Below are 25,573 nucleotides of genomic sequence, written 5' to 3'. Positions count from 1 at the left end.
GACTCTGATTCCCCCAACGTCCGACTGGACCTATCAGGGGCGTAATGCGCGTGGCCCCTGTAAGGAAAAATCATGTCGAACGAAACAACCCCCGACTACGTCCGCGAGGCGGCATTCCATCTTCGTCATGTTGCCGAGCAGCATGGCCACAAGCTTCGCTCAGCAACTGCACATGAACTGATCGCCGGATATTTCGGCTTCAAGTCCACCGGTGGCTACAAGGAGACTCATTTAATCGAGTCGCTGGTATTTATGCCTGCGCATGGTGCGCCGAAGACCATGATGATTGAGGTTCCTGTGGACGGCGTTCCCTCTCCGGACGAACAATTTCCGCATCACATTGAGCCGAATGTGCCTTCCCTTGAGCGAGCCATCGCCAAGGTTGGTAGCCGTGCTGGTCTTGATGTCAAGGATGCCTTGTGGCTCGCCCGGGGCATTCAGACGGGTTTAGCGCCAGCGTGCATGTCAACCGGTGTGAAATCCATCGACAACCTGCCGGTGTACGACACCGACGACGTGCTGATTGGCTTTGGAAGCTCCGTCGCGGTCAACCGAGGCGAGTTCAGTACATGCCACTGCTGTGGGCCCGATCGCCTGTACCCTTCGAGCGAGATGTACCCAAACGGGCTTTGCCGAGAGCATCGTGACGAGTTCACCCTGGATGCGGAGGAGGCCCAGGACCACGCAGACTTCGCGGAGTACCACCGCAACCGGTAAGGGAAGCTTCCAGAATGAGAGGCCCGCTTGACGGGCCTTTTTTCATCGCTTCATCGGGCGCCAAATCGCAGCCGAAGCCCCTATGCGGTAGGTTTTTAGCGGTCTATGGGAATGGCACCTCGATCCGTTCTCACTGAATCTACGGTTTTCACGGGCATGCATGGCTCTGGGTTTGCAAATCCAATGAGAACCTAATGCTTGAGCGAAGGTTTAGACGACCGGGCGCCGCGACTCGCCGTATGGCTTGTAGTTTTTGTCTTCGTAGAACTGGTCAGAATATCTTGATCCCGATACCTCCGGCAGCAGATCGCGGTACTTTCCCCAGTTTAAAACATGCACCCCATACAGCTCTTTTCCGAACCCCACGTTGAGTCCAGAGGATTTTCCTGCAGGCCAGTGAGAATAGATCAGCAGTCTTTCGACAAGCGTTATGTGCTTTGTCCAAACAGAGTCTCTTGGCGTCTTGTTATATCCTGAGATGCGGCCGACGTAGAAACACAATCGCGTTGAGTCTTGATTGTGGAAGTTCCAGCCTTCCTGGGAAAGGCGTACGCCAAACGTCTGCTTGTCCGCTTTTCCTATATAGAGCAGTACATCCGATCCATAAACTGGATGCGCGCCATAAACTTGGTAGACACCGTAGTCAATAAACTCATCTTTGAGTCGCTTGGCAGCGTCGTACGAATGTGGGCCATCCCATTCGACGTGCAGATGTGTTGTGATTGGTTCCAAAATCACTCCCGAAGTGGATAGTTCTGTTCTCGGCCGCCTAAGGGGCTAGGTAAGCCGAATGCCGTAGGTGGATCTGCTTGAGCGAAGGGTTATCTTTAAATCTCGGTTCTCTTTGAGTAATGAATTATTAGGTCGTAAAGTTCATTGGCAGCCGATTTTGCTTTAGATATCTCAATTTTTTTGAAAGATATCAGCAAATCACTTGCTTGGTACTCCGATCGATGGTCTGCATATTTCTTGAAAAGCAAAATTGCTTTATCCCGCAGCTCTCCATTTAAATTCTTAAAAGCGTCATCGAATTCAGTCGAATACGCTATGTAATCCCATTCAACATCTGCAAGCGTTGTCCTGCATCTCAAAATAATGAAGGGAATCGCGTGTTTTCTGCAATATTCGAACCAATCGTTGTTGGCTTTTGATTGTGGATCGTTTTTTGGTAATTCGAAATACTTTTGCATAAATATATTTAAAGCCATCTAACGTGATGCACCCGTAAACCTTGCGAATTAAGATAGACTGTGCGGGATATTCTGACAACTATAGCTTGCCAATAGGCAGGCACCGCGCCAGACCGATCGGTTTGGACAGCAAGCCAGCTAGTAGTAAGTCAACGGCAGCTTTGGGGTCGTTTCGTCTACCGGCTGCTTAGGGCCCAAAGCGGCCAAGCACTAAGAGTGGCTAACAAAACCTCTCGACGAAGCGCAAGCAGATGATGGAGCAGGCGAGCTTGAGCAAGGCCAGATGGGTGTCCAGCTGTCGCTCGAAACGGATGCGCAATTTGCCAAAGCCTGCAATCCAGGCATGCGTGCGCTCGACCACCCAGCGATGGCGCCCGAGCCGTTCACTGCTCTCGAGGCCACGTCGTGCAATGCGCACTTGGATGCCACGCTCGAGTAGTGCCTTGCGGCACTTGTCGTAGTCGTAGCCCTTGTCTGCGTGCAGCTTGTCCGGTCGTCTCCTTGGCCTGCCTTGCAAACCTCCTACAGGTCGCACGGCGTCGATCACACTCTCCAAGAACATCGAGTCGTGCCTATTGGCTGCGCTCACCAATATCGCCAGCGGCACGCCGCGAGCATCGGTCAGGACATGGCGCTTGCTGCCGAGCTTGCCCCGGTCGGTCGGGTTGGGACCGGTCGCTTCGCCCCCCGGGGGCTTGCAACGCTCGCGCCATCGATGCTTGCGCGGCTCCAGTCGATTTGGTCGTACTGGCGCAGGCGATGGAGCAGCGCCTGATGCAGTCGATCCCAGACGCCTTCGTGTTGCCACTGCCGCAGACGTCGCCAGCAGGTCATGCCGCTGCCGAAGCCGAGTTCTTTCGGCAGGTCTTCCCATGGGATGCCAGTCATCAGGACGAAGAGGATGCCGTTGAAGGCGGCGCGGTAGTCGCTCCGCGGCCGGCCTCCCTTGGGCGAGGGTTTCGGCTGTGGTACCAGTGGCTCGAATTCTTGCCAGAGTTTTGGCTGATCAAGGCTCGTTTCATGTACACGGTGACGCTGCTCAGCCTTGCAAGTTCCCGGTTTTGTTAGCGACTCTAAGAGCAACTCACGTTGCATAGCAAGCGACCAGTGCTGCGGCTCAGGGCGATTCATAATTCTGAGTAATTTAAAAATGGAATTGTTTAGATGAGTGATCTGATAACACAGTTGACCAGGGGAGAGCGGCTGCTTCTGGATACGACTCTTAAAAGCTACAGTCCATTCGAGGGCCGTGATCGCGCGATGCAGCTACACGCCGATGTGTTGATGGAGGTTACGAAGAAGATTCCGAAAGACACGGTCGAGGACGCTGTGTTGCCCTATCCAGTGGAGTACCAACAGCTGACCCTGTCAGCAGAAACTCAGCAAGTTATTGATCGGGCATTTGCGGGCGGTAGCGCATTCCGGAATGAGCCCGTAACTGCTGAGCACATTCGCCAGGCACGGGAGTTTATTCAGCAGCGCTATGAGTTTGACGCTTCTGCGGTACCGGTGCATATTTCACGAGTACCCCAAACGGAAAGCGTCGAAGGTTTCTTCATGTCTTGCGGCATCGCCGACGGAGCCGTCTTTCTACCTTCTGTGTTCTGCTCGCCCGTCGAACTGATCGTTCACAAGCTCGGACACGCGATGCATACGACAATTCGTCGACAGCAGCGGCCCACCGACTACCGTTTCTGGATGGAGCGATACCCGATCGAGTCTGAGATGTGCGCGTATCACGCGCAATTCAGCTACCTGCTCATGTATGGCACCCGAGTGCAGTTCTATGTGGCACTCGGAGCGTTGCTCACCCAGGTGTCGCAGCTTCTGTGTTTACAAGCTTTGAGCGCAGGGAAGTCTCTGACGGACTTTCAAACATGGCCGCCAGTGCAGGCTTACCGTAACACTGGAGCATGGCAAGCGCTACTCGATATGTATGGGGGAATGCATCCAACACATCCAAACTCAGAGCAAAACACCGCCGTTGCGGTAAGTGCGTACCCCAGGGGTATGGGGTTGGCGCTCGCTCTGAAGTTGATCGATGAGCCGGAGGGACTCGTTGCCTTTATGAAGGAGGACAGTGCAGCGAAGCCGATCCTGCTTAAGCTTAACGAAGCGTTCCCGCACCGTAAGAGTCTGGGCAGTTTGAATGACATCAACGAAGTGATCCATCAAATCAGCGCCCGAATGCAGACATAACGTGGGGCGGTAACCACAGCCGCCCCCAGTATTGTCGATTCGCGAAGGGCCTTGGAGGTTGACAGCTCCTGAGTCTAGCCTTACTACGGGCATAGTAGCGTCAGACGGTTTAGCGAATGTCCGGTTCTGGCCGGTTGCCGCCATCGTAGCAGGGGCAGCATCGGGCCCGAAGCGGTCCTAGCATTCGCTCCATGGCGGAAATTGGCGGGGAGGCTAGGCCTGCGTCACAGCGCTGTCGCCATCCGACGCTTCTGGCCCGTAGATGTCGAGTGACAACTGTATGCCGCGCTGCCCCAAAGCAACCATAGTCTCGGGCGAAATTGCCACACCCTCGTTTCGACTGCCCATGAACCATCCGCAAAACAAGTCAACGCGAAACTGAGCCGCAATGCGGCTCCAGACTGATAAGTCTGACGTGACTTGAGCAAGCAACTCAGAGACCTGACTATCAAGGTATTCCGGCTTGGTTTCCTTCGCGCTTAGACGCCACATGCCAGAGTTCCTTATGACAATGCGCCCAGATGAGGCCGACAGGAACTGATGTCCTTTTGCATGACTGAATGTCGGCTCCGCTCTTAGGAGCCTCGAAATCTTCTCGGGAATTAGGTCGTTGCCCATGATGCGCAACGTTGCCACAGACCGCTCAAGATGCGCCATCAGTGAAGCCTATTCAGATTGACGAACGACCGGTGTTGACCGAGGCTGTGTGAAAACGCGCATCACGCCCTGGACTTTCCGGCCTGCCAAGAAATCGACCGCTCAGATCGGCCTACAACGCACGATCTCGATGCGAGCAATGGTTGAAGTACCCCTGCAAAAGTCGTCTATCGACGTTTTCACACACCCTCGGCCGATACCGGAAGTCTAGCCCACCGCCCCCACTCTGTTCCTCAGCGAGGGTTTCGCAGGCCATGTGCAGCCCTGTGCTCGCGGTGCCGAATTCTGTGTCCACGGTGCCGAACCGGCTGTCTAGGAGAGCCGAAATACGCACAATGGGAACAGATGGGGTGGTGTTACTTCACGCTAGGCGATTTGTCAAACCCTACAGGGGACACCAGCGCTGCGATGAAAACCGGTATAGGGCAGAGAGATTCCGGCCCTTAACGGCATGCTTGGGCATCGTCCTCATGGCGCAGCATCCCCCCAGTAGGGTTTCGTTTCTGCGCATGACGGCGGGAGACTTACTTCATGAACCCCAGACACATCTTTCGCCAGCTGAAGCGCCTTGCCAAGGCAATGGGCAAGTCGTTCTGGCTGCCCCTCTCGTTGGCAGCCGCCTTTTTGGCCGGGCCGGCCTACTGGCAAGGCCGTCCGTTCGAGCTCTCTTTATCGCCGATGCACGGCCTGCACTTCTCTGCTCAAGGCCCAATGAATGCGCCGCCCGTTGCCCAGCAGTTCCCACCGCACGGAGCGGCAAGCCGGGAGAAGTGACGGAGCACCGCGCTCATCGGATGTCGCATTCATAGCGACTGACCGACAGTACGGGTGAGCACAGATCTCCATCGCAGCACCCCTGTGTGAAAGCACCTGTAAAACCCAGTGCACTCGGCCTCCGGACTTCGAAAACAAAGCCGTCGAATGCTCCAATCGGCAGTCCCATTTTTTTGCAGCCTGATCGCAGTGATTCTGAAATTTTTTTTGGTCGCCCCGAGTGCGTTTTTCTTATGCGCTGGTCCTGTCATTGGTTGGCGCCTTCTCAAGTGTTTCGTCCGCCCGCACGCCTCAACATGGCGCCCGCAGGCGATATGCCGACGCCGACCGCCATGGCGCAGAGCTTCAGTCTGGCGAACATGGTTCCTCAGAATTCACAACACAACGGAGGTGCGTGGAACAAGATCGAGCAGGACACGCGCCGCTATGTGCTGCGGGCCAAAGGGGATGTGTATGTGATCACGGGGCCAGTGTTCACGGACAGCGGTCCAACGATTGGTGCGAATCAGGTGAAAGTACCAACGTACCTTTACAAGCTGGTTTATGACGCGACCACGCAGCGGGCTTGGGCGCATTGGCAGCAGAACAAGGCAGGAGAATCGGTTGGCCAGCCCATCAGCTATCAGGAACTGGTCAAGCGGACTGGGGTGGAGTTTCTGCCGAGGATGGCAATGCAGCACTGATCTTGGAGTGCGCCCTAGGAGGCTGCTTTGCAGCGGGAGCGGTCGGTCGTCGGCGGATACCAAGCTCCCGGTCTTGGCTTCAATGCGGTCATTGAACTACCCACTCAATTGCGGCTCCATCGACCGATCAAAAGAGTTGCTGATATTGCCCAATTCGGCCCGGGTACTCCCCGTGCTGCCCCTGCACCATCCTCACCGCGCGCTCGAGTACCTCGAGCGAGAACTTGTTCGACTTGCTCATGGCTCAATCCTCCTAGAGTGTTGAGCCTCCGAAAAAACCGGGGCAGTTCAGACCGTCTTGAACGTGCCCCCTTCTGGGTATCTACTCAACGTGATAGCACTTCTGCGAGTTGCTTATTGATTCAGTCCCGGCGGGGGCGCCATCATGGCGGCTTCAGCCCGTCGAGTCTACGTCCTAGCGCGCCGAACTCAGCCAGCTCGCGTTTGACTGCGGCGGCCCCTCCCACTCTAGTGCTCCGGACAGCGAGGCTGTCATGACATCCCCCAAGCTGTACCTACCCGTCGAGTTCAGAGATTTGCTTGAGAAGACCAGGGTGCTTAGTAAAACTCAAAGCTTCGGCAATATCGGCGGAAGCGTCTAGTTGCAGCGCACGCTTGACCTTGATCCGCTGCAGAAGAAAGCTGCTGCGGTACCTCTCGTTCGCGCCAACCGCAGCGGTTACGGACTCGTCGATCAGCGCTAGTGCTTCCGGAAGCTTGCCCAACGCAAGTTTGACCTGCGACAAATTATGGGCCAGCCAAGGGCGCCCCGGATCGTCGCTGATGGTCTCGAGAATAGCCTCTGCATCGATGAATCGATCCAGCCTGTAGAGCGTCTCACCCCATTTGCGCCGTTGGTAGGCGTTGGGAGACTGGAGAGTCTCAAACGCTTGCAGCGCCTGGCTCAAGTACGTCTCGTTCTCGCTCGCTTGCGCTGCGATCATCATGATTTCGGCGTAAGCGCCTCGGCTCTGATCATCGTCCAGCATCAAAGGGGTAGGTTCAGGCAGGCGCGCCAGCACCCCCTCGACTCGCTCAGGGGCATGCCAGATGAGCGCTCGCACAAAGTTCGCCAGCGAGTGATAGCCCTGCGGAACACCAATCCCGGCGCTGTACAGCGCCTCGCCAAGAAACATCTCCTCGTGTTGGTCGAGAAGCTCTCCCGCCCATGTCTTGCGAGCTAGGTTGAGTGTGTCTCCAAGTGCCAGGAGCAGAGATGGCGAGACGCCTGCGTCCTCTAGCTTTGCGGCAATGATGTCTGTGGCGTATTGCTTTGCCGCCGCATAGCCCTCGGGCCTGAGGCCGAGGGACCTCACCAGCTGGAGCTTGGCATCGTTCAGGGGATAACTGGCGACCACCTCCTGGAATAGCTCCTCGGCTTCGGAATCCCTCCCGAGAGTGCGCAACACTTTAGCCTGGTGGTGCTTGATCTCAGCCACTTGGCGAGCACTTTGGTCTGCCATGCCAGCGAGCGCTCCGTAGGCTTGCATCACTGAATTGAGCCAGCTGGTGACCGCAACTTCTCCCATGGTGTGCTTAAGAAAGCGCGCCTTAGCTTCGATCGTCTCCAGCACGACCAGGATCGCCACTTCGTTTTCGCGAGCGCTGAGAGCGCTTGTATGTTTCAGACCAGACCAGCGCGGTAGAGTTTGACTGCCGATGAGGCGGCCAGACCGGTCCGTGCAGCGTGGTATGCGCTGGGGCGTTGAAGCCCGTGACTGAGTACATCGCGCACGGTCGCCGTGCTGGTCTTCCTGAAGCCCGAACGGTTACGCGCGCCGGCTCGTCCGAGAGCGCATTCACAAGCAAGGGATCTGAAGACCATGTCTATTTCCTCAGTGGTGGTGGGCATCGACATCGCCAAGGCGCATGTCGATGTTGCGGTGCTGGGTGCCAAGCTCGATGCCCAGCGTTTTGACAACGAGGCCGAAGCTCACTCGGCGCTGGCGGCGGCCTTGCAGCCGCTGGGCGTGGCGCTGGTGGTGATGGAGGCCACTGGCGGCTACGAAGCGGCGTTGGCCTGCGCATTGCAGGCTGCGGGTCTGCCGGTGGCGGTGGTCAACCCACGCCAGGCGCGCGACTTCGCCAAGTCCATGGGGCGACTGGCTAAGACCGACCGCATCGACGCCCGCATGCTCGCCGAGTTCGCCGCCGTGCTCGCGCGCCGCGACGACCTGGCCAGCTTGATCCGCCCTCTGGCCGATGCGCAGCAGCAGGCGTTGGCGGCGATGGTCACGCGCAGGCGCCAACTCGTGACGATGATGCTGTCCGAGCGACAGCGGCTGCAACTGGCCATCGCTGTCGTGCGCCCGAGCATCCAGGCCATGATCGAGGCGATCCGTATACAGCTCGATGATGTCGAGGCCCAGATGGTCGGCCACGTTCAGACTCACTATGCCGAGTTGGACAAGCTGTTGCGTTCGGCCCGCGGCATCGGAGCGGTGGCCAGTGCCACCCTGATTGCTGAACTGCCTGAGTTGGGCAAGCTCAACCGCCGCGAGATCGCGGCCTTGGTTGGGGTCGCCCCGATGGCCGATGACTCCGGCAACACGAAGGGACGACGACGCGTGCAGGGCGGGCGCTTCGAGATCCGTCGCGTGCTCTACATGGCAACGCTTACCGCTGCGCGCCACAACCCCGCCATCAAGGCCTTCTACGACCGCCTCAAAGCCGCTGGCAAGCTGCCCAAGGTGGCGCTGGTGGCCTGCATGCGCAAGCTCCTGACCAGGCTCAACGCCATGGTCAAAACCAACAAGCCTTGGGATCAATCGCTTCACGGCGCTTGACTTGAAAGACGGTTACTCAGTCGCTTGGCTTCCTGAATCGGATCGGGAAGCAACTGGACAGGGATTGCACCGCCGCTCCACGTCATCGCCAAGGCATAAAGGTAGGCCGGACGTCGGTCACCGTTCTCGACGTTTCTTCGGATCTTGGCTCGCAGTTGCGAGGCGATCAGCTGCAGGCCATGCCCGTCATCCCGGATCTGTTTGACGATGAACGCTTCCAGGTGACCGTCGATTGCCCTGGATCGCTGTGTCGTTAGCCAGTCCAGGGACTTGAGCGCTGTGAAGACGATGTCGTGAATTCGAATCGATGCCTTACCTTCAGGCGCCGTGAGGCCATGGCGCTCGAACGCCCTCATACGAAGGGAACCGATGACGTGTTCAAAAAAGGCTCGATCTAAGTTACTTTGGTCCGCCCATTGAAAGAGGCTCAGCTCCTCCTCAAGCGCCGGCCTGAGCCTTCCTAGGATGCTGTCGGCAAGCCGCGCTCCGTGCAGTTGAAACTTGGCTACGTGCGCGCACTCATTCGCAAGCTCGTTCCAAGACGATCCTTCCCGTGCCGCGGCGTTCAGCATCGTCAGGGTAAGTGGGTGACCTCCGACTGTTCGCCAAATCGTGTGGAAGGCTTTGTCGGATAGCTGGCTCGCCACGTCGTGGGTGAGCAAAATGCGGGCCTGATGCTCGTCCATTAGCGGCATGGCGAACGCTCCTGGGGATGAGTGCTGCCGCGTGATCACGACCCGCGAGTCGGGGCCGCACAAGTTCGCCAGCCCGCATGGGTCAAGCCGGGCGTTTGCGTCATCGAGGACCAACATCGTGCGCTCTCGCCGCAGCAAGGCACTCACGTTTCGTTCGGCACCTCCGCGCCGCAGAGGGACCGCAGAGAGGCGCTCAATGCCGTCGATATCTCTGCCGCTGACCCAGAAACGGTAGTGGAATCGACCTTCTGCGCGCGCCAGGCACGCGGCTGCGGCCTGAGATTTGCCGATGCCGCCGATGCCTGTGATCTCAACGCATTTCTTCGTCTCCAGCAGCCGGTCAAGTTCCATGTCGACCGCTGTGTTTGGCAAATAATTCTCGCTCAATGGTGCTGCGGTCAGAGATGCGGGGTGGTCGTCCCGAATGTCCGACAACACAGGCAGGTGGACCGACAGCTTGTCTATGGCGCCGTCCCGAAGCATGAGCGTATCGACGATGGCCTCAGCGATCGCCCGGCTGTCCATAAGATGCAGGCGCCTACCGGACATCCGCGCTTGCCCGAGCGCTTCGTTGACCATGCCTTCGATTTTCCCCGTTTCAGCACGTTGCGAGCTCAGAAGGTAGACATCTTGTGCTCTCGGCGCGAGATCAAGCGCGTGCTCCAGATCGCCCCAGGGCTTGGCCATCTGCCCCGAAAAATACCCCTTGACGATGGAGGCCTCCACGACCACGCGGCCGTCTTCCGAAACGGCATCAAGCGCACCGCCGACAGGGCTGCCAGTGACGGAAGATCCGCGCTGCACCAGCGTGATGTCGTGCAGCTGTTCTATCAGGACGACGGCGAACCTCTCGAATACCGAGCCTGGGGCGAGGACCGCCAGCGATTCCATCAGGCGCGTCACTAAAAGACTACGGGTGTGTTGGTGCACAAAAAGCCTAAACTGATGTCAGCGCCACGCGGCCGCACTCTTCGCAGGCGCAGTCACAGCGACTGCTCAATGATGCGACGTACTGCGGCAGCGACTTGATCGACGGGCTGGTCTGCATTCACGACGCGGCACCGTCGCGGGTCGTTGCGCGCAATCTCAAGCAACGCGCTTCGGATCGCTGAAAAATCCCGGGTTTTTTCCGCGGGGTCATCTTCTTGGTCGCAACGCAGCCTGCGGCGGCTTATAGCCACTTGCGGGGGCAGGTCAAGGATAAGCGTTAGATCTGGGAGTGTGGTTCCTACGACAATGTCGCAGGTGGCTTGAAAGAGTGGACGAAGATTCGTTTCAGACACAGACACCTGGAAAGCGGAGGTGGAGTCCAAGAATCGGTCGGACACGACCCAGGCTCCGGCGGCCAGAGCTGGCCGAATGACATTCTTGACGTGGTCGTAACGAGCAGCGCTGACCAAAAGGAGCTGCTCCGTTGGGTCCAGCGTGCGCTGAGGCCGCGTCAAGATCGCTCGCACCTCCGCACCTAGATGTCCTCCGTCTGGCTCCTTGGTCTGTAGTACGGACCGACCTGAATCACGCAGGTGCTTGACAATCCGCCAAACCTGCTCAGACTTTCCGCTTCCGTCGATGCCTTCAAAACTAATAAACGGCACTGCTTTCCTTCTAAAGCCGCAGTTCGCGGGTCGCTGCTCGAAATGAGGCGATCGAACACAGTGGCGTTCGTGTCGGCAGGCATGCTGTCGCCCAAGAAGCGCGATCATATGCTGGCTCGCCGGCAGCTCTACTTGAACTATGGCGCTCTCTCGCTTGCAACGATCCTGAATGATCAGGGATTCAAGACCTTGCTGGTGCACGGCGAGCATCGCGAGCCCAGCGAACTGCTCGATGCGCTTGTGCAAGACGGAACGTTGCCGTCCTCACTGCCGGTCATGCTGTCGATCCCGAGCTTCTACGCTCTCGGATGGGCGCAACGGTTTTGCAAGCTTGTCCGCCTCGCGGACCCCTGCGCAAAGATCATCGTTGGCGGGCGCTGGGTTGTCGGTCCGGATCCTGGCTGGCTTCGCAAAAAGCTTCCTGAAGCGGACTTGCTTATTCCAGGGCTGGCTGAGCCTGTCATAACGAGTTTGCTCACCGCCACGCCGATCGTGCGCCGGCTCTCCGCACCGACGCCGCAGTTCGTTCTGAACCATCGACTGGTCTCGGGGTTTGAGCGGTATCAGCCAAGCATTGAGGCGTCGCAAGGGTGTGGCATGGGGTGCAGTTTCTGCGAAGAACGAGACATCCCCCTCGAGAAGCTGCTGCCAGCCGAGCAGATCGCGGCCGCCTTGGCGATGATCGCGGGGCAGTACGGAACCAGCGATGTTCGCCCGTACCTGCAATCGTCGATGTTCGCGCCCAATCTGAACTGGAGCACTTGTCTGGTTAGCGCAGTGCGCTCACATGGCCTAGAAGTCAAGTGGCGCACAGAGAGCCGTGTCGATGCGCTGACGCCAGAGACTATCGCCTGCCTGGCCGAAGCCGGCATGAAGGTCCTGGACCTAGGGCTCGAGACCGCCTCTCCCACTCAGATCCTGAGCATGCGCAAATCGGCACACCCTGATCGTTACCTGCATCGAGCTTCCAAGCTCCTTAAGGCTTGCGGACAAAACGGAGTGGCTGCCAAAGTCAATGTGTTGCTCTACGCGGGAGAGACGGCCAAGACACTCACCGAGACGCGCTCATTCCTCGATGAACACAACGAGCACATTGCCGGCGTTTCAGTCGGCCCTGTGGTGGCCTACGGCCCTCCCAAGACTGCCAATATCTTGTTGCATGAATGGTCGGGTAGTGGCTGCGTCGCTGTGGACTCCCGCAGCACCGATGAGACGGGCATCACCCATGTTCACTTGAGCCGGGAAATGGATGCAGAATCGGCCGAGCTTGCCAGCTTGGACATGTCGCGGCGCTACATGAACGCAAACGCGTACTACCGCCTTAAGAGCTTTTCCTACTACCCTCGTGACTACACGCGCCATGACTTCGACCGCGACGTCGACGCAAGCGACAAGTCGAGACTGCCCTTCCGCCAATAGCTGAATGAGATCGCAAACACTCTGGTTTTTCAGCCCAAGCGGTGGCATTCTTCTTCCGAGCGAGGATGTGGGGGCGGGCGGTCTTCGTTGAAGTTGGGCGACTTGTACCGAGCGAAGTCGCTCGCGGCGCACGACGGCCGATGTCCGGTGTCAGCGACCTCAGACATTCGCGCGGCAAATCTGACCGTCCGCACTCAGCCTGAAGCTGACTTCGCATCAATCCACGGAATCACCTTAGACAGTGCTAACGAGGCGCACTACACTCAAAATGAATACGCCCATCGACATCCGTAGTCAGCACTTGAGCCAATAAAATTCGTGCCGGGCCTTATGTAGCTCTGCCTCAGCGCGGGATCTCGTTTCTCGATTGGCCGCGGCAGCACGACCTTCTAACTCAGGCAGCTGAAAGTCCAAAGACCTGCACCGTAACTTATCTCCGGATGAAAGCCTGGACCTTCGGCGTTCCAAATCCATTTGTTCGTGCGACATGCCCGTCAGAGGGCGGAAGCCATCGTCAAGTAGCTTACGGTGCTCATCACGCTGAACCTCGGCGCCTTTTCGAGTGACGCCGGTCATTTTGTTCACCCCTTGGGTTGGGGTGGCATCGATGACCTTTGCTCCCACGCAAGGCTCATGCGAATACCCCACCTTCCCATTTTGCTCACAGCGATAAACCGCCTGCTGCCCCTGTGCGGCCAGGGGCAACAGGGCGAGCCATAGAAGTCTTTGCACTTTTGTTCCCTCCCCCGGCCATTGTGCAGATGATCTTCACGATGCTTGCAAGGCTGGTCGGGTTGCAAGCCCAGTCACTTCAAGCGGTAGTGCCCACGCGCGCCTTCCTTCAAACGGCCTATTTGCTTCAGCCGACTGATCGCGACAGCGATTGAGCCTTTCGGAATGCCCGCCCCTTCTGCGATCGAGGCTTGCGTCATCTGCAACCAGGCGCTGCGAGTCAGTTCCCGCTCGAGGTACGTTAAGACCTTCTCGTCGTTGGAACTGAGCGATTGGGCCTTGGGCACTCCAGATGACTGGGTCTTGGTTTTGGAACTGGCCCGGACGCCTTTGACTGGAGTTGGCTTGACGACTGCATCCTCTGCCTGGGCCTGCTGACCAGGCGAAATCTGAGGTGATCTCCGCAGCGGCAAAGCCTGCAGCAATTGCAAGTCATTCTGAGCCAAAGAGGCGGCAGTTTGATAAGCCGTGCGAAGTTGTTCTTCGATGGCTTGGAGTTCGTGGGACAGGCGGGCCACGGTTCGAAGTTGGGCATAGGTGCGGTCAGCCTCGGCGCTGAATGGCAGGCTTGCTACGGTATCTACCACGCTCTGGGCGCCGGACCGAACCTCCTGAGCCATGGCTTGCTGGGCTGCATAGAGTGATTCACCGGCCTGTTGCAAAAGTGAAAGCGTGGAACGGCTAAGCATGAAGGGCCTCTCAAAAAGCAAAGCACTCACCAGGAGCACACCCTTGGATGGTGCCATAGGGCTTACGGAGCACTGACGCCCGCGCGTCCACTTCTGCGACCACGTCCAAGCGATATGTTGCAGAATGTTCTTCCTAAGCACACAGAGGCAGGGAGGGGGAAATGATCACATCACGTCGCCATCGCGCAACCAGTCTGTTCAGACTTTGCTCGGAGAAAAGCACTTCGGGGCAGGCCTTAAGACAGATGCTGGCAGTGCTGTCAGCGTGCCTTCTTTCCAGTGCGGCCCTCGCATTCCAGATCGCCCCGATGGGCTCCGAGTTCGAGGCGCGGTTGACCAACGAATCCGAAGCATCACTGGCGCGAACCGCGGACAGCCTGGGCATCATGATCAAAGGCCGGGTTCACGAAGAGATCACTCAGATTGGGATGGGCTGTCCAGTCGATGCATCCAGCTTGGCTTCCGATAAGACCTGTGGTTTGCGAGATCGCCCCTTTGCCTCGGCGTATGTCATCTACGGCGTTCGATGGAACGACCTGCCGCCCTTTCGGCTGTCGCCGGAGGAAGGGAATTGCACTTACCTCGGGAAGTCATGCAATGTGGCGCAGACCATCCGATTCTCTACACAGCCATTGTGTTGGTACTGCCTTTTCAAGGATGCGGAGAAGAAGGCGCAAAGCCGCGCCATTGTGGGATGCAGCAAGGAGAAAGGCGCGCTGCAGGGGAACGTGATGACGCGTTCGCATTTTGGGGATCTGCAATTTCTGCATGCGATGGCGAGCCAGGAAGGCGTGCATCCTGGAGCGACCCGTGCCAAAGTACTCGATTGGCTGGAATTCGCCTGGAAGGTCTCGTCACGAGAGATAAAGTCCGACACCTTCCTGCGAGACGTTCAGATCCCGACCGTACAAGAACACTTTGGATGCACAGAATGGCGCGTTGTCGACCTCTACATCCTGGGTCAACAAGACAAGCTGGGGCGGTATTTGCACCAAGTGGCCTTTGGCTCGGTGCTCCACACTGTGCAGGATTCGTTTGCTGGAGCCCATGTCTCTCGTGAAGCGCTGCTGCCTGGTGGCATGTGCTCAGAGACGGCCTATGAGGCCCCGCGCCGGATCGTGGAGTTTCACACCTACGGAGCGCAAGATGGGGCGCTGCACGACGAGCAAGACAGTCGCGAGGCGATGACCAAAGTCAGCGCGGCCGATCGCTGGCCAGATGCCATCGAGGCAACGCGCAATCTGGTGCAGTTCTACGAAGAGCGCGCGGGTTGGACCGATGTCCAGCCCTACATGCAGTGCCTGTTCGAGCTGGCCGATGATCGAAGAGATTCGTCGCCAGGAGCACCGTACAAGCGATCACCCTGAACTGCGGCGCTCTCACTGAGCGTTGTTGGCCCGTTGATGTGGAACTGCACCCGTTTCATCGGGAATGAACGTTCCGTCTTCGAGCAACCGTCCATGGACCACTGAGCCATCGGGAGAGGTCTTCCACGCTCGGTCCGGGTGATCGCCATCGAAGTTGACGAGATGCTGCCCCTGAAGGTGTTTCTTCCGGATCTCTTTACTTTCAGGCCCCACCAGCCAGATCAGGGCTTCGATCAAATCCTTCGGTTTCTCTTGCGCCTTGCTGTTCATCACGCTTTCCTCCAGTCGAGAACCATTGACCCATCAACACAAAACGCCTGTGTGACGAACCGCGTTTGCTGAGCCTGCACCGTCCAGCTCGTTCATTGATGAAAGCCTAACCAGCAGACCCGGCAGTGTCCAGAGGGGGGTCAACCGACAACGTACATCTCAAACCAGCCGAACTCCGGGAATGCGCTTCAGCGTGGCGTAGCATTGCTCCAACATGTCCAGTTGGTACTGCATGCCTCTGACCATGTTCTTGCCAGTGCGTCGCAATATGACGCCACCGCCGATGATGAGGATGCCCACGAAAACCAGGATGAGCGGAATCCCGATGATGATCATGGCGATGCCGCCCCAATGCATCAGCTTGCGAGCCTTCTCGATGTGCGCGACGGTGCCGCATCAAGGCCTGGTTCATGAACGGTACATCGTTAAAAGGACAGTCGCAGTAGTCGATCACATTGCGATGTCCCAGGTGCAGGTCCGCCTTAAGCCAGATCCTTTGCCCAGCCGTCCACGCACCGTGCAGGGCCTGACTGGTCCGGGTGATCCGCGCTTCATCAGCCGGATACAGCATGGCGTCATGGATGTCCAGCCCGGCGCACTCCTGACGTTCCAGTGTGTGGCGAAACAAGGCCAACGCTGCTTCGAAAGTCAGGCAACCCTCAACAGGAGGGGGTCAACGCGCAACGCGAGAGGGGTGTAGTCCCTCTGGTCAAAAGAGCTCCTGTTGGTATTGCGCGTCTGCCCCAATCTTCCTTCCAGTGTGCCCCGTGGAGCATCGGAATGCCCAGGAGCCTGAGGCCACCCCCAAGAACTGGAGCATCTTGCCGGTCTTACGCAGGCGCCCGGTTTTGCGAACAGCGTCCTCCGATTCACACGTCTTGATGTCGGCCGCATGCAACAGGCAAAGGTGCCGCTGGCCCTTCTTGCCATACCACCTGGATGCAAAAATTTGCAACTCCAATATCTTCTGCTCTTTCGCGCCATCCGCGGTATTTCTATGCGCAAAGGACTATCGCCCAAGCATGCAAGCTTAGCAAATACGCCGTGTTAAGAGATACAAATTTGTGGGCAAGAATTACTAGCTAATGCACCGCAATCTTCACGTAGACGCGAGACCACACGGGCCATACGATGTAGAGATAAGCGCCTATTTCCATCTCTACCTATGCTCGCGTCACAGGACAACGTCAGCCAATGCTCCTATGCATCGGAGAGCCAACCACAGTTGACGTGGAGGGATTTTCATAGCGCAGGAATAACCGTTGCCGCTTGGGCGAAACAACGCGGATTCAGCCCGCGTCTCGTATATGAAATCTTGCGCGGCAACCGCAAATGCCTGCGCGGGCAAAGCGCACTTATCGCGGAGGCGCTGCACATGAAATAAGCGCAAATCTGCAAGTGGCTAAGAGCCACCTGTTTCGTGGATATCCACGAAAAAAAGACGGCCTCGGACTGCAATCCGAGGCCGCCTCACTCCGAGAAGCTTACCCCCAGAGATCTCTAACGGATCCAAATTTATCCGCCACCGTGCGGGGGGTCAAGTCTTCGTTTGTGCCGTTTTGTGGACTGCCATGGCAGGGCCACCATTTTCCCAAACCAAGAGACTTCAATGACCCCTTTCGACTTTTCCCCATAAGCATCTCCGCATGCAGCACTCGCCGTGGCGTCTCATGACGCACGGATAGCCATGTTCCTTCTCCTGCCATACAGCGGGAAGCTGACATAGCGCTGCATTACTCCCCTCTCACCCAAATGAACGAACGCAACTGCGTGCGGGCGATGGATTCGCTCGCCCTCAAGGAAATGAAAAATGAGAACCGAAAAGCGCTTCACACCTCAGGTCCTCGACCGCTTTCAAAGAGAAGAAAGAGGGACAGGAACTTACGCTGAGTACATTCCCTGGCATCGGATATCACGAGGTGATCCGTCGAGCAGAGGAAGATCGCATTTGATTGTCTGGAGGGATCGCCAGCGCGAACTTCTCTCTGACAAGGAGTGGACTGCGTTGAATTTCGCGGGCCTGCTGCCGAATCTAGTGGATCTTTTGGAGCAGTTCCCGCTGAGTCAGGAGAGTGCCCCGCATGAGCTTTCGCGCTGGCAACTGGGCCTCGGACTGAAGCGCTACGCGGGAACCCTTGAAATAGCTCGATCAATCGGCATCGAGCATCTGAAGCTTATCCGGGGAGAGCGGTCTCAAGCCTGGACCAGCAGCACAGACCTGTTACTCGTTCTTCGAAATCGCTACGGAGCGCTAGAACTCCTAGCTGTCTCCTGCAAACCGACTAGTACTCTTACCGGTCGTGCCAAGGAGCTTCTTCTTCTCGAAAAGACCTATTGGTTGCACAGGGGAGTGGAGTGGCTACTCATCACTCCAGATCAGTACGAAAAAGTGTCGGACTTACCCTGCGCCGAAGCTCGCCGTGGGGATTCGAGAGGCCTGCACCCGATGCGGAAATACGCATGGCTTGCAAAACAGTCCAATCTATGCATTGGCAGCGCTATTCAGACGCCATACAGAACCTGACTGATCGCTTCGGTGGGGATTCACATCGCCATAGAGCTCAGTGCGCGCTGTGGCAGGCTGTTTGGCGCGGTTTTCTCCCCGTGGATTTGCGCCGAGGCTGGAGGCCGCATCAACCCATAGCGTTGATCTCCGGGGAGGAGTTCACTTCTTTCAATCCCATCTTGGCACGGAGGTCAGCATGCATTTGATGCACAACCAATTGTTCAAGTTGCCCAAAGCCAATATTGGCCTCCCGGAAGGAATTTTTCGGATCATTGTCGATGATGCCATCGCCGACACCACTTTTTGCGTACTCATCAAACAAGAGGCTCCACGGGTCAAGATTCGCGGCGGTCGGCCCCGCATTGAAGACCGAGACTTAAAGCGCAAACGGCGCACCCCACAAATGGCTCTCGTGGGCACCCTATACAAAGTTTCCCGCAGAGATCTCCTGGACCTGATCGAAGCCCATGAGGTAATCGAGCTCAGTCTGGAACTTCCGGGGCACTATTACCAGGACATCGTTCAACCAAGCGCGCAAAATGCCTTCGACACGCGTTGTCGGGTTATGGAGGCATTTCTTGACAACGAGAAACTCAAGGAATCCATCCTAGTCCACGGGAGCTTAGCCGGGCTGGTCAGGAATGCATCTTCAACACACAAGGTCAGTCGATCGCTTGTGTACAAGCTTTGGTCCGTTCTTTGCACATTCGGACTCACAAAAGCCAGCCTCCGCACTCGCTGGGACAAGTGCGGCGCGCCTGGAAAACGGCGCGATCTTTCGGCCAGCGGCACGAGAAAGAAGGCCGGGAGAAAGACTTTTTCGCAGCGACTGTCAAAGCTGCTTTTCGGTTGCTGGGGGGAACCAGTTCAACCGGGAATGAACACTGTCTGGCGTGCAAAAATCATGCTGGCCGACAACGGAATTGCGAAACCCAAGCCGTCAATGCCAGAGCGCTACAAGCGCATCATCGCCAGCCATTTCACTACTGCTATGCGGTATGAGGACAATGGAGACATCGTCGCGATTGACTTGAAGGTTGGCCAGTACCCCAACAAAAAGCAGGTCAAACGGGTGCTAACCGAGGATGTAGAAGAGATCGAACGCATTCGCGAAAAGACCAGCAGCGGTCATTTCGAACGCGCGCTCCGCGGCTTGTCGGGCTACAGCTAGGAAGGTGCCGAGGGGCCAGGACTGATGTACGCCATCGACTCCACCATCGGGGATGTGTACTTGCGATCTTCGATCAATCCCAACTGGATCATCGGACGCCCGATCGTGTATGTCATCGTAGACGTTTTCTCCACGGCTGTCGTGGGCTTCTATGTCTGTCTCACAGGGCCCAGTTGGGACACTGCACAAGTCGCCATTTTCAACACAGTCGCATCGTCCAACCTGCTAAGCGATCTGTGGGAATACGACATGCGCCAGTCTCTGTTTCCGGCCCCTACCATGCCTGCAAGGCTACTCTGCGATCGAGGTGAGTATCTGTCCAAGCGGGCAAAGGCCACGGGCATGAAATTGCTCACCACTCTCAGCTACACCGCGCCCTTCCGCCCCGATCTGAAAGGCGTGGTGGAGGTCATGCACCGCATCATGAAGAACGTGCAGTACCACTTCATTCCAGGTGCGATGGATGCCCGGCGCAAAGAGTACGACTTGCGCCGATCTAACCCAGCGGCAGCGACCATGTCCGTCCGTCGGTACATGCAGTTTCTCCACGAGTGCTTCTACATCTACAACTTGACTGCAGACCGAAGCAATCGCTTGGATGCACACATGATCGCGCAAGGTGTGTTCCCTAGCCCAGCAGGGCTGTGGCGTTGGGGGCATGCCATGGGGATTGGCTTCTCTCGCGCACAGTCGCAAGCGGAATTGATCACGCAGCTGCTTCCCACGGGCGATGCACGCGTCACTCGGAACGGTGTCGTCTTTCACGCGAATCGCTATAGTGCGCCAATCGTAGAAACTGAGCAATGGACAACTCGCGCACGATCAGTCCGGGGCAGCTGGGAAATCCCGGCCCAGTACTACCCAGGCTCAGTTTCACGCATCTGGACTCCGTACGAAAGCGGAAATGGCCTGATCGACCTCACAATCTCCGACCATTCCCGGGCCGATCCCGCGCTCACCCATGACGAGATGGTTGACGCATTTGCGTTCCAAAAACTCAAGGCTGCCGACGTTGAACACCAACGAGTGCAGGAAGCGGTGCTTGGCTACTACCGCATGGAGTCTATCCGCAAGCAAGCCATTGAGGAGACACGCGCTGCACGTCAACGCGCGCGGGGGCTCACTCCCACAATCCGTGAAGCTCGTGCAATCGAAAATGAGTTTGCTGGTCAACTGATGGTGGGTGAAGTCCGCGGAACGGCAAAGACACGCTCGGAGTCCAAATCCAACTATGACGCGATGATGGGCGACTTGGTCCAAGCAATGGATGCGGAGGCCATGCATGACTAAGCACGCACCCGAAACCGTCGCAGTGCGCGACCCTTACGCAGGAAATTCACTCATCGCCCAGCTTGGACTTATACGCTCACGGCCCGACGCACTCAAAGCATTGGTGGAGTTTCCAGCTCGTCCACCCAAAGACATTGCCTCTATTCCGCGCCACGTCCGCCTACACATGCTGATGAGTGTTCGCGATCTGCATGTACCCAGTTTGGAAGAGCTGCAGTTGTACGAAACGATGGACATGATGATCTGTCAGAACTACCACCACCTGCAACCTTCGTCATCTAGTACATGGAGCATGATCAGCGGCGAGGAGGCCCGCTTCAGGCCGCCTGTGACGGCGCCAACCTATGGTGCAGCGGTTGTGGGTGTTTCCGGCTCAGGCAAGACACAAGCGATTCGCAGATGCCTCTCTACATTCCCTCAAACTATCCAGCACACTTCATTTTTCCGGATGGTCAACGGCTTGCAGCAGGTGGTTTGGCTCTCGCTGGATGTTCCTGCGGGGGGCAAAGCCACCGATCTAGCAGCGGCGCTGATGACCGCATTTAAGAAGGCCACAGGCAGCACCCGCTTTGACAAGACATTGGCTGGTGAATGGCGCAACGGGCCACAAATGCTGGACGAGTGGCGGCAAGTCGCCTCCAGTCATTTTCTTGGCCTTCTGCACCTGGACGAGATTCAGAATCTGTTCAAGCTTTCTACGCTCAAGTCCAGAAGCAAAAGAAAGCTCGGTGAACCTCCGCCAGAGCTGCGCATCATTGATGATCATTCCCTCAAGTGGATTCTGACGGCGTTGAACGAATGGCAGATACCGCTGCTAGTTTCGGGTACTCCAGACGGGTTTGGTGCACTGACCAGGCGCCTGAGCAACACAGAACGCATCGTCACCTCGGGGTACCACGCCTTCAAGCATTTCTGGGCAGATCATGATGCGGCGTTCCGTCAGCACTTTCTGCCAAGACTCGGACACTACCAGTACGTCGCTCGCCCAGTAGCTATCACTGAAGAATTGGGTGACCTGATACTTGAAAAAACCGCCGGGGTACAGCGCTTGATCATCGCACTTTGGATTGCCGCTCACCGCGTGGCGTTCGAGCGCAATGATGACGATCTTCGTCTCGATGACTTCAAGGTGGCTGCAGATACCTATCTGGCACCAGTGGCTCAGGCCGTTGCTGCGCTTCACAGCAATGACCCAGGACGGCTGTCAATGTACGAAGACCTTTCTCCGCAGGACCACAGCTTTTGGGCTCAGTTCTGGAGCAACATTTCGCGGAACTGAGGGGTTGCCAGCACAGCCCCTTGCTCCAGTCTGACGGGGAGGCGACCTTTCGCTTGGCGCGCCCTTGGCCGGATGCTTGTCTTCAGACTCATCCGCCCAAGGGCTATTGCCATTTTTGGACTACATTGGCGCATCAGTGCATCAAAACGAGCCTCAGTCACACCCGCTATCTTCAAGCAGGACGTGTAGGGTAGCTTGTCCAGGTAGTACGCTTTCAACGCTGCGACAGGCCCAACATCAGCCGTCTCATCCCACTCAGGTAGGCTGGGTAAACCAAGATCACACAGAGCCTTTCGTACCGTATGAAGCGGTAACTCAAGCAGCTGCGCGACTGCTGAATGAACTCCCTTCGCTGCGACGTACTGCGCCAGCAAATCATCTACTCCTGGAACACTCGGTTTCGCTAACCGTGGCCGCCATGACGGCGCTACTTGCCCATTGCAGGCTTCAACCAAGGCGTGTAAGGCTTGGTCTGCGCTCTCAAACAAGACAGACAGCACGAGCAGGTAGGCGATCACAGACGAGGCTGATTTGCGCAGGTAGAGGGTTCCATCCACTTGGTGGAGATAGGTACCTGGATCTTTTGCAATCACTTCGTGAAATACGGTACCAAGCCACTGCTCTGGAAACAGCTCTTTGATTCGATCACTGATCAGTGTCCCTTGATTCGAACAAGCGTTAGGTTTGAACCCCTGCGCACTCCCCGTATCGCGAAGAAGTGGAGCGATGAGGGCAACATCGAGAGGAACCGGACGATCATAGAGACCGGCGGCAAGTTCTAAAAACCGATCCACATGAGCATTTTTGACTGCAGGCGTTACCCACTCTTGGGGTATTTGCTCTGATTTCCCGACATAGGCTGCAGGGGAGTCAAGGAAAGGATCTTTTCCGGCAACGAAGCTCAGTGGCTTCGAGTGTTTGGAACACCACAGCTGACCTGGAGTTTGCAAGTCTCTGCGCCAATAAGCGGTCCCATGAAACTGAATATCGGCTCGCACGCATTCCTCGCAGAAGAAGGCCGCCGGATACTTTCGCAGTGTGCCACTGACATACAGCAGGCTTGTGCGTTCACTACATCCATGCACAAGCTTTGGAAGATAGGAGGTAATCCCTCTGCGCAACGGCAGGGTCGTGTGACGCTGCGCGAAGTGCTCGGTAGTCATTCCCGCCATCCTGCTGAGAAGCTCGTGCGTTGTGAGGTCGCGGCGTGACCGCCCTTCCTCACCAAAATGCGCAGCCATCGCCTCCACCGCGTCCTTCGGAGTGCGGTACCCATTGATCCGCATGATCCGCCCCAAGTAGCCTCGGTCCATCTCTTCTGGCAATGGCGCTGGCTGCACAAGCATGTTCATCAGCTGTCTCCGTATCAGATCAAGCGGGTTTGAGAATCGCCAGGGATCGAATCACGGCAGCCAGTGCCTTTGCATGCGACGCAGACCCGTCCCAAGTGGCCTGAAGGGCCTCGATCAACTCGCGATTGCTGCGAACGCTATCGGCGCTGACACCACTCTCGAAGCGCTCAACAAAAAGGCAAACCTCTTCAAACAGACGTGAGGCTCTGACGCCCTCTCCTTTGAGGATGCGGCTCACTTGAGATTGACTGGCCCCTACGTGGGCGGCGATGTCCGCTTGGGCTATTCCATGGACCGAGCAAATACGACGAGCATTTGCTGCGCGTGCACGGATTTCCGATTCGATCATGCATTAAGCATACACTGATGCATATATGCATATCAAGTACGAAGCTAAATCGACAATGGATGGGTCTCAGCGAAAGAGATCGTGGGACGGAAGATGGGCACTCAGAGCTGCTTTGATGGCTTCAAGAGTGCGCGGCAGTCGGGGCAGTTGGGCCTGCTTCGCCCGCAGGTCAGGTATTTGCTGGAACAACTGCCAGAGGTGTATGCGCGAGACGCCCTGATCCTCCATCAGGTGCAACGCTGCTTCACGAACCAGGATGCATAGATGCTCATCTCGGGCTACCCAATCCACTGAGGGCGGCCTTGAGCGCTGGGATTCCGGAAGTGGGTCCGGTTTGTTCGAGTTCAACCAGGCACGGTCGTTTCGATAGAGCCACGCATAGGTGCGTGGGTCCATTGTGCGAATCCACTTGACCCCGAGATGTCCTGAGGACTGCAACAGTTCAAGCCAAAGATTTCGAGCATGGGCCCTCGCTTTTTCGCTTCGCGCTTCAGACCATTCTGCATGCAGCTTTGCATCACTGAGTAGTAAACGGGTGATCGTCCCAACAGAGACTCTGGCTCGAGATGCCACTTGTTCTTTGTCAACCCCCTTGCGTAGCTCCCGGATGGCTTTAGCACGCACATCCGTCGATAGCTTCTTTGGTCGACGTGAAATCGCTATCCCTGCCTTTGCAGCCCAAATGAGCGCTGTTTGCGGGTCAACACCAACAAGGCTCGCTGCCTTGCGCACCGATTGCCCCTCTTCCTGAATGAGACGATGCAGGTGGGCCATTCGCGGGTCAATGACGGGGAATCCGGGCAGCACCGTGTTTAGGACGGTTGATTGGGAGTGAACACCCTTGGATTTCATTGCGAGATCGAACCGCAGTGCGGTGCAGAACAGCCAATGGATGAGGAGCAGGTGCCTGAGTGGATGTGTTCCAGAGCGAGGTGGCCTTAGCAATCGACCCAATTGCGTCGCCATCCCTTCCTCGTCTTGGGCAAGCGACGCAAACTCCGGAATGCACCTGAGTGGCTCGCAGTAGTTGAGGAAGGCTGTCGCGATCTGTCCAGTGCGCAAGCTTGCGGCACCAGCAACCCATCCACGCGCCCGAAATTCTTCGCGGTAGACCTCGTACAGATCTCTCAACAGCAGTGGCTCGAATGCTCCTGATTGAACAAGATGCTCAATGAGCTCCGCGAGGCTCAACAACAAAGAGCACGAAGCTATTTCAGGGGACTTCGCGCTTGCAGAATGCAAGTCAGCCAAGCGCGGCAGGAGCCATTGGAAGCGCTCGACTCCATTGGCTTTAAGGGCTGATTGAAGCAACGGCTGCTGGTGTGCCGTACACATCCACACGCCCGGGAACTGGTGCTTCAAATGCCAATAAGCCCATCCAGTCTCGCGGAGGTCTTGCTCCATACATTGCGGGCAGGCCTTGAGGGGATGGTTGGCGCGAAATCGGCTTGTGAGGATGCCCAGCCGCAGCTTCAGATGGGCCACACTGGCACCGGACATACATGCTACAGCGTTTGCAGTCTCGTCTGGGGGGGCGAAGGCCGCGTAGAAATTGAGCAGTGTCCGCTCTCTCGCAATGGAATCGACCTCACCAAGCAATGCATTCGTGCGCTGCGCGAAGGCACCAAGACTGTTGGGTAGATCATGGTGGACACCAGCACGTGCGCTGCCGAACATCAGTTGGCAGGTTTGCACAGATGTGACATGCCCCCAAAGCTGGTGATGACGGCTAACCAGACTGAAGAATGTCTCGCCAGGCAGCCAGGACAGGAGCTGGTACTCGGGAAAGAGTTTGTCCGTTTCTGGCATCGCGGTAGGCTATGCCGAAGGAGGACGCTGTGCAAGGTGTCTTG

23 protein-coding genes and 1 pseudogene are annotated in these 25,573 nt (G+C 57.1%); 12 read left to right on the top strand and 12 right to left on the bottom strand.

Features of this window, described 5'->3' with window-relative positions; translation table 11 throughout:
* Positions 1-72 precede the first annotated feature (72 nt).
* Positions 73-717: a hypothetical protein gene (locus AC27KI_RS00935; RefSeq protein ID WP_317357234.1), complete on the top strand. Its 645-nt coding sequence runs from the start codon at positions 73-75 to the stop codon at positions 715-717.
* Between the two features lie 210 nt (positions 718-927).
* Here AC27KI_RS00935 and AC27KI_RS00930 read toward each other — a convergent pair whose 3' ends face one another.
* Together AC27KI_RS00930 and AC27KI_RS00925 are read right to left on the bottom strand one after the other, a co-directional pair.
* Positions 928-1,449, bottom strand: a complete 522-nt coding sequence (locus AC27KI_RS00930; protein WP_487112196.1) for a hypothetical protein — start codon at positions 1,447-1,449, stop codon at positions 928-930.
* A 678-nt stretch (positions 1,450-2,127) separates the two neighbouring features.
* Positions 2,128-2,882 (bottom strand): IS5 family transposase gene (locus tag AC27KI_RS00925; RefSeq protein ID WP_487087580.1). Its coding sequence is split into 2 segments (ribosomal slippage): positions 2,128-2,603 and positions 2,603-2,882, totalling 756 coding nucleotides; the frame shifts between segments, so codons are not numbered across the junction.
* Positions 2,883-3,071: 189 nt separating this feature from the next.
* Between AC27KI_RS00925 and AC27KI_RS00920 the strand changes: the two genes are divergently transcribed.
* Complete coding sequence (locus AC27KI_RS00920) at positions 3,072-4,106, top strand: hypothetical protein (protein WP_487112194.1); 1,035 nt, start codon at positions 3,072-3,074, stop codon at positions 4,104-4,106.
* Positions 4,107-4,319: 213 nt separating this feature from the next.
* Here AC27KI_RS00920 and AC27KI_RS00915 read toward each other — a convergent pair whose 3' ends face one another.
* Positions 4,320-4,763: a DUF4279 domain-containing protein gene (locus AC27KI_RS00915; RefSeq protein ID WP_487112192.1), complete on the bottom strand. Its 444-nt coding sequence runs from the start codon at positions 4,761-4,763 to the stop codon at positions 4,320-4,322.
* Positions 4,764-5,294: 531 nt separating this feature from the next.
* On the opposite strand from AC27KI_RS00915, the gene AC27KI_RS00910 reads away from it, so the two are divergent.
* Together AC27KI_RS00910 and AC27KI_RS00905 are read left to right on the top strand one after the other, a co-directional pair.
* Complete coding sequence (locus AC27KI_RS00910; RefSeq protein ID WP_487087504.1) at positions 5,295-5,537, top strand: hypothetical protein; 243 nt, start codon at positions 5,295-5,297, stop codon at positions 5,535-5,537.
* 284 nt (positions 5,538-5,821) lie between these two features.
* Positions 5,822-6,220: pseudogene (locus AC27KI_RS00905) on the top strand (DNA/RNA non-specific endonuclease); the annotation flags it as partial.
* Positions 6,221-6,735: 515 nt separating this feature from the next.
* On the opposite strand, the gene AC27KI_RS00900 reads toward AC27KI_RS00905, so the two are convergent.
* The gene (locus AC27KI_RS00900; protein WP_487112190.1) at positions 6,736-7,809 is read right to left on the bottom strand and encodes a hypothetical protein; all 1,074 of its coding nucleotides are present in this window, start codon (positions 7,807-7,809) and stop codon (positions 6,736-6,738) included.
* 234 nt (positions 7,810-8,043) lie between these two features.
* Here AC27KI_RS00900 and AC27KI_RS00895 point away from each other — a divergent pair, with 234 nt between their 5' ends.
* Positions 8,044-9,006, top strand: coding sequence for an IS110 family RNA-guided transposase (locus AC27KI_RS00895; protein WP_487090646.1), 963 nt, complete (start codon positions 8,044-8,046; stop codon positions 9,004-9,006).
* On the opposite strand, the gene AC27KI_RS00890 is transcribed toward AC27KI_RS00895, so the two are convergent.
* Together AC27KI_RS00890 and tmk are read right to left on the bottom strand one after the other, a co-directional pair.
* Complete coding sequence (locus AC27KI_RS00890; protein ID WP_487112188.1) at positions 8,994-10,592, bottom strand: hypothetical protein; 1,599 nt, start codon at positions 10,590-10,592, stop codon at positions 8,994-8,996. The two genes, AC27KI_RS00895 and AC27KI_RS00890, sit on opposite strands and share 13 nt — an antisense overlap.
* Before the next feature lie 92 nt (positions 10,593-10,684).
* Positions 10,685-11,296, bottom strand: a complete 612-nt coding sequence (tmk, locus tag AC27KI_RS00885) for a dTMP kinase (RefSeq protein ID WP_487087501.1) — start codon at positions 11,294-11,296, stop codon at positions 10,685-10,687.
* Here tmk and AC27KI_RS00880 point away from each other — a divergent pair.
* On the top strand, positions 11,225-12,715 hold the full coding sequence (locus AC27KI_RS00880; RefSeq protein ID WP_487112186.1) for a B12-binding domain-containing radical SAM protein: 1,491 nt from the start codon (positions 11,225-11,227) through the stop codon (positions 12,713-12,715). The genes tmk and AC27KI_RS00880 overlap by 72 nt on opposite strands.
* An 806-nt stretch (positions 12,716-13,521) precedes the next feature.
* Here AC27KI_RS00880 and AC27KI_RS00875 read toward each other — a convergent pair.
* Positions 13,522-14,136 carry a hypothetical protein gene (locus AC27KI_RS00875; protein WP_487087497.1) on the bottom strand — a complete coding sequence of 205 codons (615 nt, stop codon included), beginning with the start codon at positions 14,134-14,136 and terminating at the stop codon, positions 13,522-13,524.
* A 245-nt stretch (positions 14,137-14,381) separates the two neighbouring features.
* Here AC27KI_RS00875 and AC27KI_RS00870 point away from each other — a divergent pair, with 245 nt between their 5' ends.
* A complete protein-coding gene (locus AC27KI_RS00870) occupies positions 14,382-15,503 on the top strand; it encodes a hypothetical protein (protein ID WP_487087495.1) in 1,122 nt (373 codons plus the stop codon).
* Positions 15,504-15,515: 12 nt separating this feature from the next.
* On the opposite strand, the gene AC27KI_RS00865 is transcribed toward AC27KI_RS00870, so the two are convergent.
* A complete protein-coding gene (locus tag AC27KI_RS00865; RefSeq protein ID WP_487087493.1) occupies positions 15,516-15,773 on the bottom strand; it encodes a hypothetical protein in 258 nt (85 codons plus the stop codon).
* Positions 15,774-15,932: 159 nt separating this feature from the next.
* The gene (locus AC27KI_RS00860) at positions 15,933-16,109 is read right to left on the bottom strand and encodes a hypothetical protein (RefSeq protein WP_487112184.1); all 177 of its coding nucleotides are present in this window, start codon (positions 16,107-16,109) and stop codon (positions 15,933-15,935) included.
* Positions 16,110-16,938: 829 nt separating this feature from the next.
* Here AC27KI_RS00860 and AC27KI_RS00855 point away from each other — a divergent pair.
* From AC27KI_RS00855 to AC27KI_RS00835, 5 genes are all read left to right on the top strand, one after another.
* A complete protein-coding gene (locus tag AC27KI_RS00855) occupies positions 16,939-17,157 on the top strand; it encodes a helix-turn-helix domain-containing protein (RefSeq protein ID WP_487087489.1) in 219 nt (72 codons plus the stop codon).
* Positions 17,158-17,583: 426 nt separating this feature from the next.
* Positions 17,584-18,297 carry a PDDEXK family nuclease gene (locus AC27KI_RS00850; protein WP_487087487.1) on the top strand — a complete coding sequence of 238 codons (714 nt, stop codon included), beginning with the start codon at positions 17,584-17,586 and terminating at the stop codon, positions 18,295-18,297.
* 178 nt (positions 18,298-18,475) lie between these two features.
* A complete protein-coding gene (locus tag AC27KI_RS00845) occupies positions 18,476-19,450 on the top strand; it encodes a hypothetical protein (protein ID WP_487087485.1) in 975 nt (324 codons plus the stop codon).
* Positions 19,451-19,474: 24 nt separating this feature from the next.
* Positions 19,475-20,740: a hypothetical protein gene (locus AC27KI_RS00840; protein WP_487112182.1), complete on the top strand. Its 1,266-nt coding sequence runs from the start codon at positions 19,475-19,477 to the stop codon at positions 20,738-20,740.
* Positions 20,733-22,019 carry an AAA family ATPase gene (locus AC27KI_RS00835; RefSeq protein WP_487087481.1) on the top strand — a complete coding sequence of 429 codons (1,287 nt, stop codon included), beginning with the start codon at positions 20,733-20,735 and terminating at the stop codon, positions 22,017-22,019. Before AC27KI_RS00840 ends, AC27KI_RS00835 begins: the two co-directional genes overlap by 8 nt.
* Here AC27KI_RS00835 and AC27KI_RS00830 read toward each other — a convergent pair.
* The 3 genes from AC27KI_RS00830 to AC27KI_RS00820 form a co-directional block, all read right to left on the bottom strand.
* Positions 21,989-23,371 carry a TniQ family protein gene (locus AC27KI_RS00830; protein WP_487087479.1) on the bottom strand — a complete coding sequence of 461 codons (1,383 nt, stop codon included), beginning with the start codon at positions 23,369-23,371 and terminating at the stop codon, positions 21,989-21,991. The genes AC27KI_RS00835 and AC27KI_RS00830 overlap by 31 nt on opposite strands.
* Before the next feature lie 19 nt (positions 23,372-23,390).
* A complete protein-coding gene (locus AC27KI_RS00825; protein WP_487087477.1) occupies positions 23,391-23,720 on the bottom strand; it encodes a hypothetical protein in 330 nt (109 codons plus the stop codon).
* A gap of 66 nt (positions 23,721-23,786) precedes the next feature.
* Positions 23,787-25,529 (bottom strand): TnsD family Tn7-like transposition protein, encoded by a 1,743-nt coding sequence (locus tag AC27KI_RS00820; protein ID WP_487087475.1) that lies wholly within the window; start codon positions 25,527-25,529, stop codon positions 23,787-23,789.
* Positions 25,530-25,573 lie beyond the last annotated feature (44 nt).

The organism is Acidovorax sp. KPB24-03, from assembly GCF_057546605.1.
The sequence above is the reverse complement of the archived record's forward strand: the minus strand, read 5'-3'. Positions and strand labels throughout refer to the sequence as shown.

Bases quoted from the DNA above. Each gene is read 5' to 3' on its own strand.
- AC27KI_RS00825 (WP_487087477.1), bottom strand. From the start codon at position 23,720: ATGATCGAATCGGAAATCCGTGCACGCGCAGCAAATGCTCGTCGTATT.
- AC27KI_RS00845 (WP_487087485.1), top strand. From the start codon at position 18,476: ATGCATTTGATGCACAACCAATTGTTCAAGTTGCCCAAAGCCAATATT.
- AC27KI_RS00890 (WP_487112188.1), bottom strand. From the start codon at position 10,592: ATGGAATCGCTGGCGGTCCTCGCCCCAGGCTCGGTATTCGAGAGGTTC.
- AC27KI_RS00910 (WP_487087504.1), top strand. From the start codon at position 5,295: ATGAACCCCAGACACATCTTTCGCCAGCTGAAGCGCCTTGCCAAGGCA.
- AC27KI_RS00840 (WP_487112182.1), top strand. From the start codon at position 19,475: ATGTACGCCATCGACTCCACCATCGGGGATGTGTACTTGCGATCTTCG.
- AC27KI_RS00920 (WP_487112194.1), top strand. From the start codon at position 3,072: ATGAGTGATCTGATAACACAGTTGACCAGGGGAGAGCGGCTGCTTCTG.
- AC27KI_RS00850 (WP_487087487.1), top strand. From the start codon at position 17,584: ATGAGAACCGAAAAGCGCTTCACACCTCAGGTCCTCGACCGCTTTCAA.
- AC27KI_RS00860 (WP_487112184.1), bottom strand. From the start codon at position 16,109: ATGATCATCATCGGGATTCCGCTCATCCTGGTTTTCGTGGGCATCCTC.
- AC27KI_RS00935 (WP_317357234.1), top strand. From the start codon at position 73: ATGTCGAACGAAACAACCCCCGACTACGTCCGCGAGGCGGCATTCCAT.
- AC27KI_RS00870 (WP_487087495.1), top strand. From the start codon at position 14,382: ATGCTGGCAGTGCTGTCAGCGTGCCTTCTTTCCAGTGCGGCCCTCGCA.
- AC27KI_RS00895 (WP_487090646.1), top strand. From the start codon at position 8,044: ATGTCTATTTCCTCAGTGGTGGTGGGCATCGACATCGCCAAGGCGCAT.
- AC27KI_RS00835 (WP_487087481.1), top strand. From the start codon at position 20,733: ATGACTAAGCACGCACCCGAAACCGTCGCAGTGCGCGACCCTTACGCA.
- AC27KI_RS00820 (WP_487087475.1), bottom strand. From the start codon at position 25,529: ATGCCAGAAACGGACAAACTCTTTCCCGAGTACCAGCTCCTGTCCTGG.
- AC27KI_RS00830 (WP_487087479.1), bottom strand. From the start codon at position 23,371: ATGAACATGCTTGTGCAGCCAGCGCCATTGCCAGAAGAGATGGACCGA.
- AC27KI_RS00865 (WP_487087493.1), bottom strand. From the start codon at position 15,773: ATGAACAGCAAGGCGCAAGAGAAACCGAAGGATTTGATCGAAGCCCTG.
- AC27KI_RS00855 (WP_487087489.1), top strand. From the start codon at position 16,939: ATGCTCGCGTCACAGGACAACGTCAGCCAATGCTCCTATGCATCGGAG.
- AC27KI_RS00875 (WP_487087497.1), bottom strand. From the start codon at position 14,136: ATGCTTAGCCGTTCCACGCTTTCACTTTTGCAACAGGCCGGTGAATCA.
- AC27KI_RS00915 (WP_487112192.1), bottom strand. From the start codon at position 4,763: ATGGCGCATCTTGAGCGGTCTGTGGCAACGTTGCGCATCATGGGCAAC.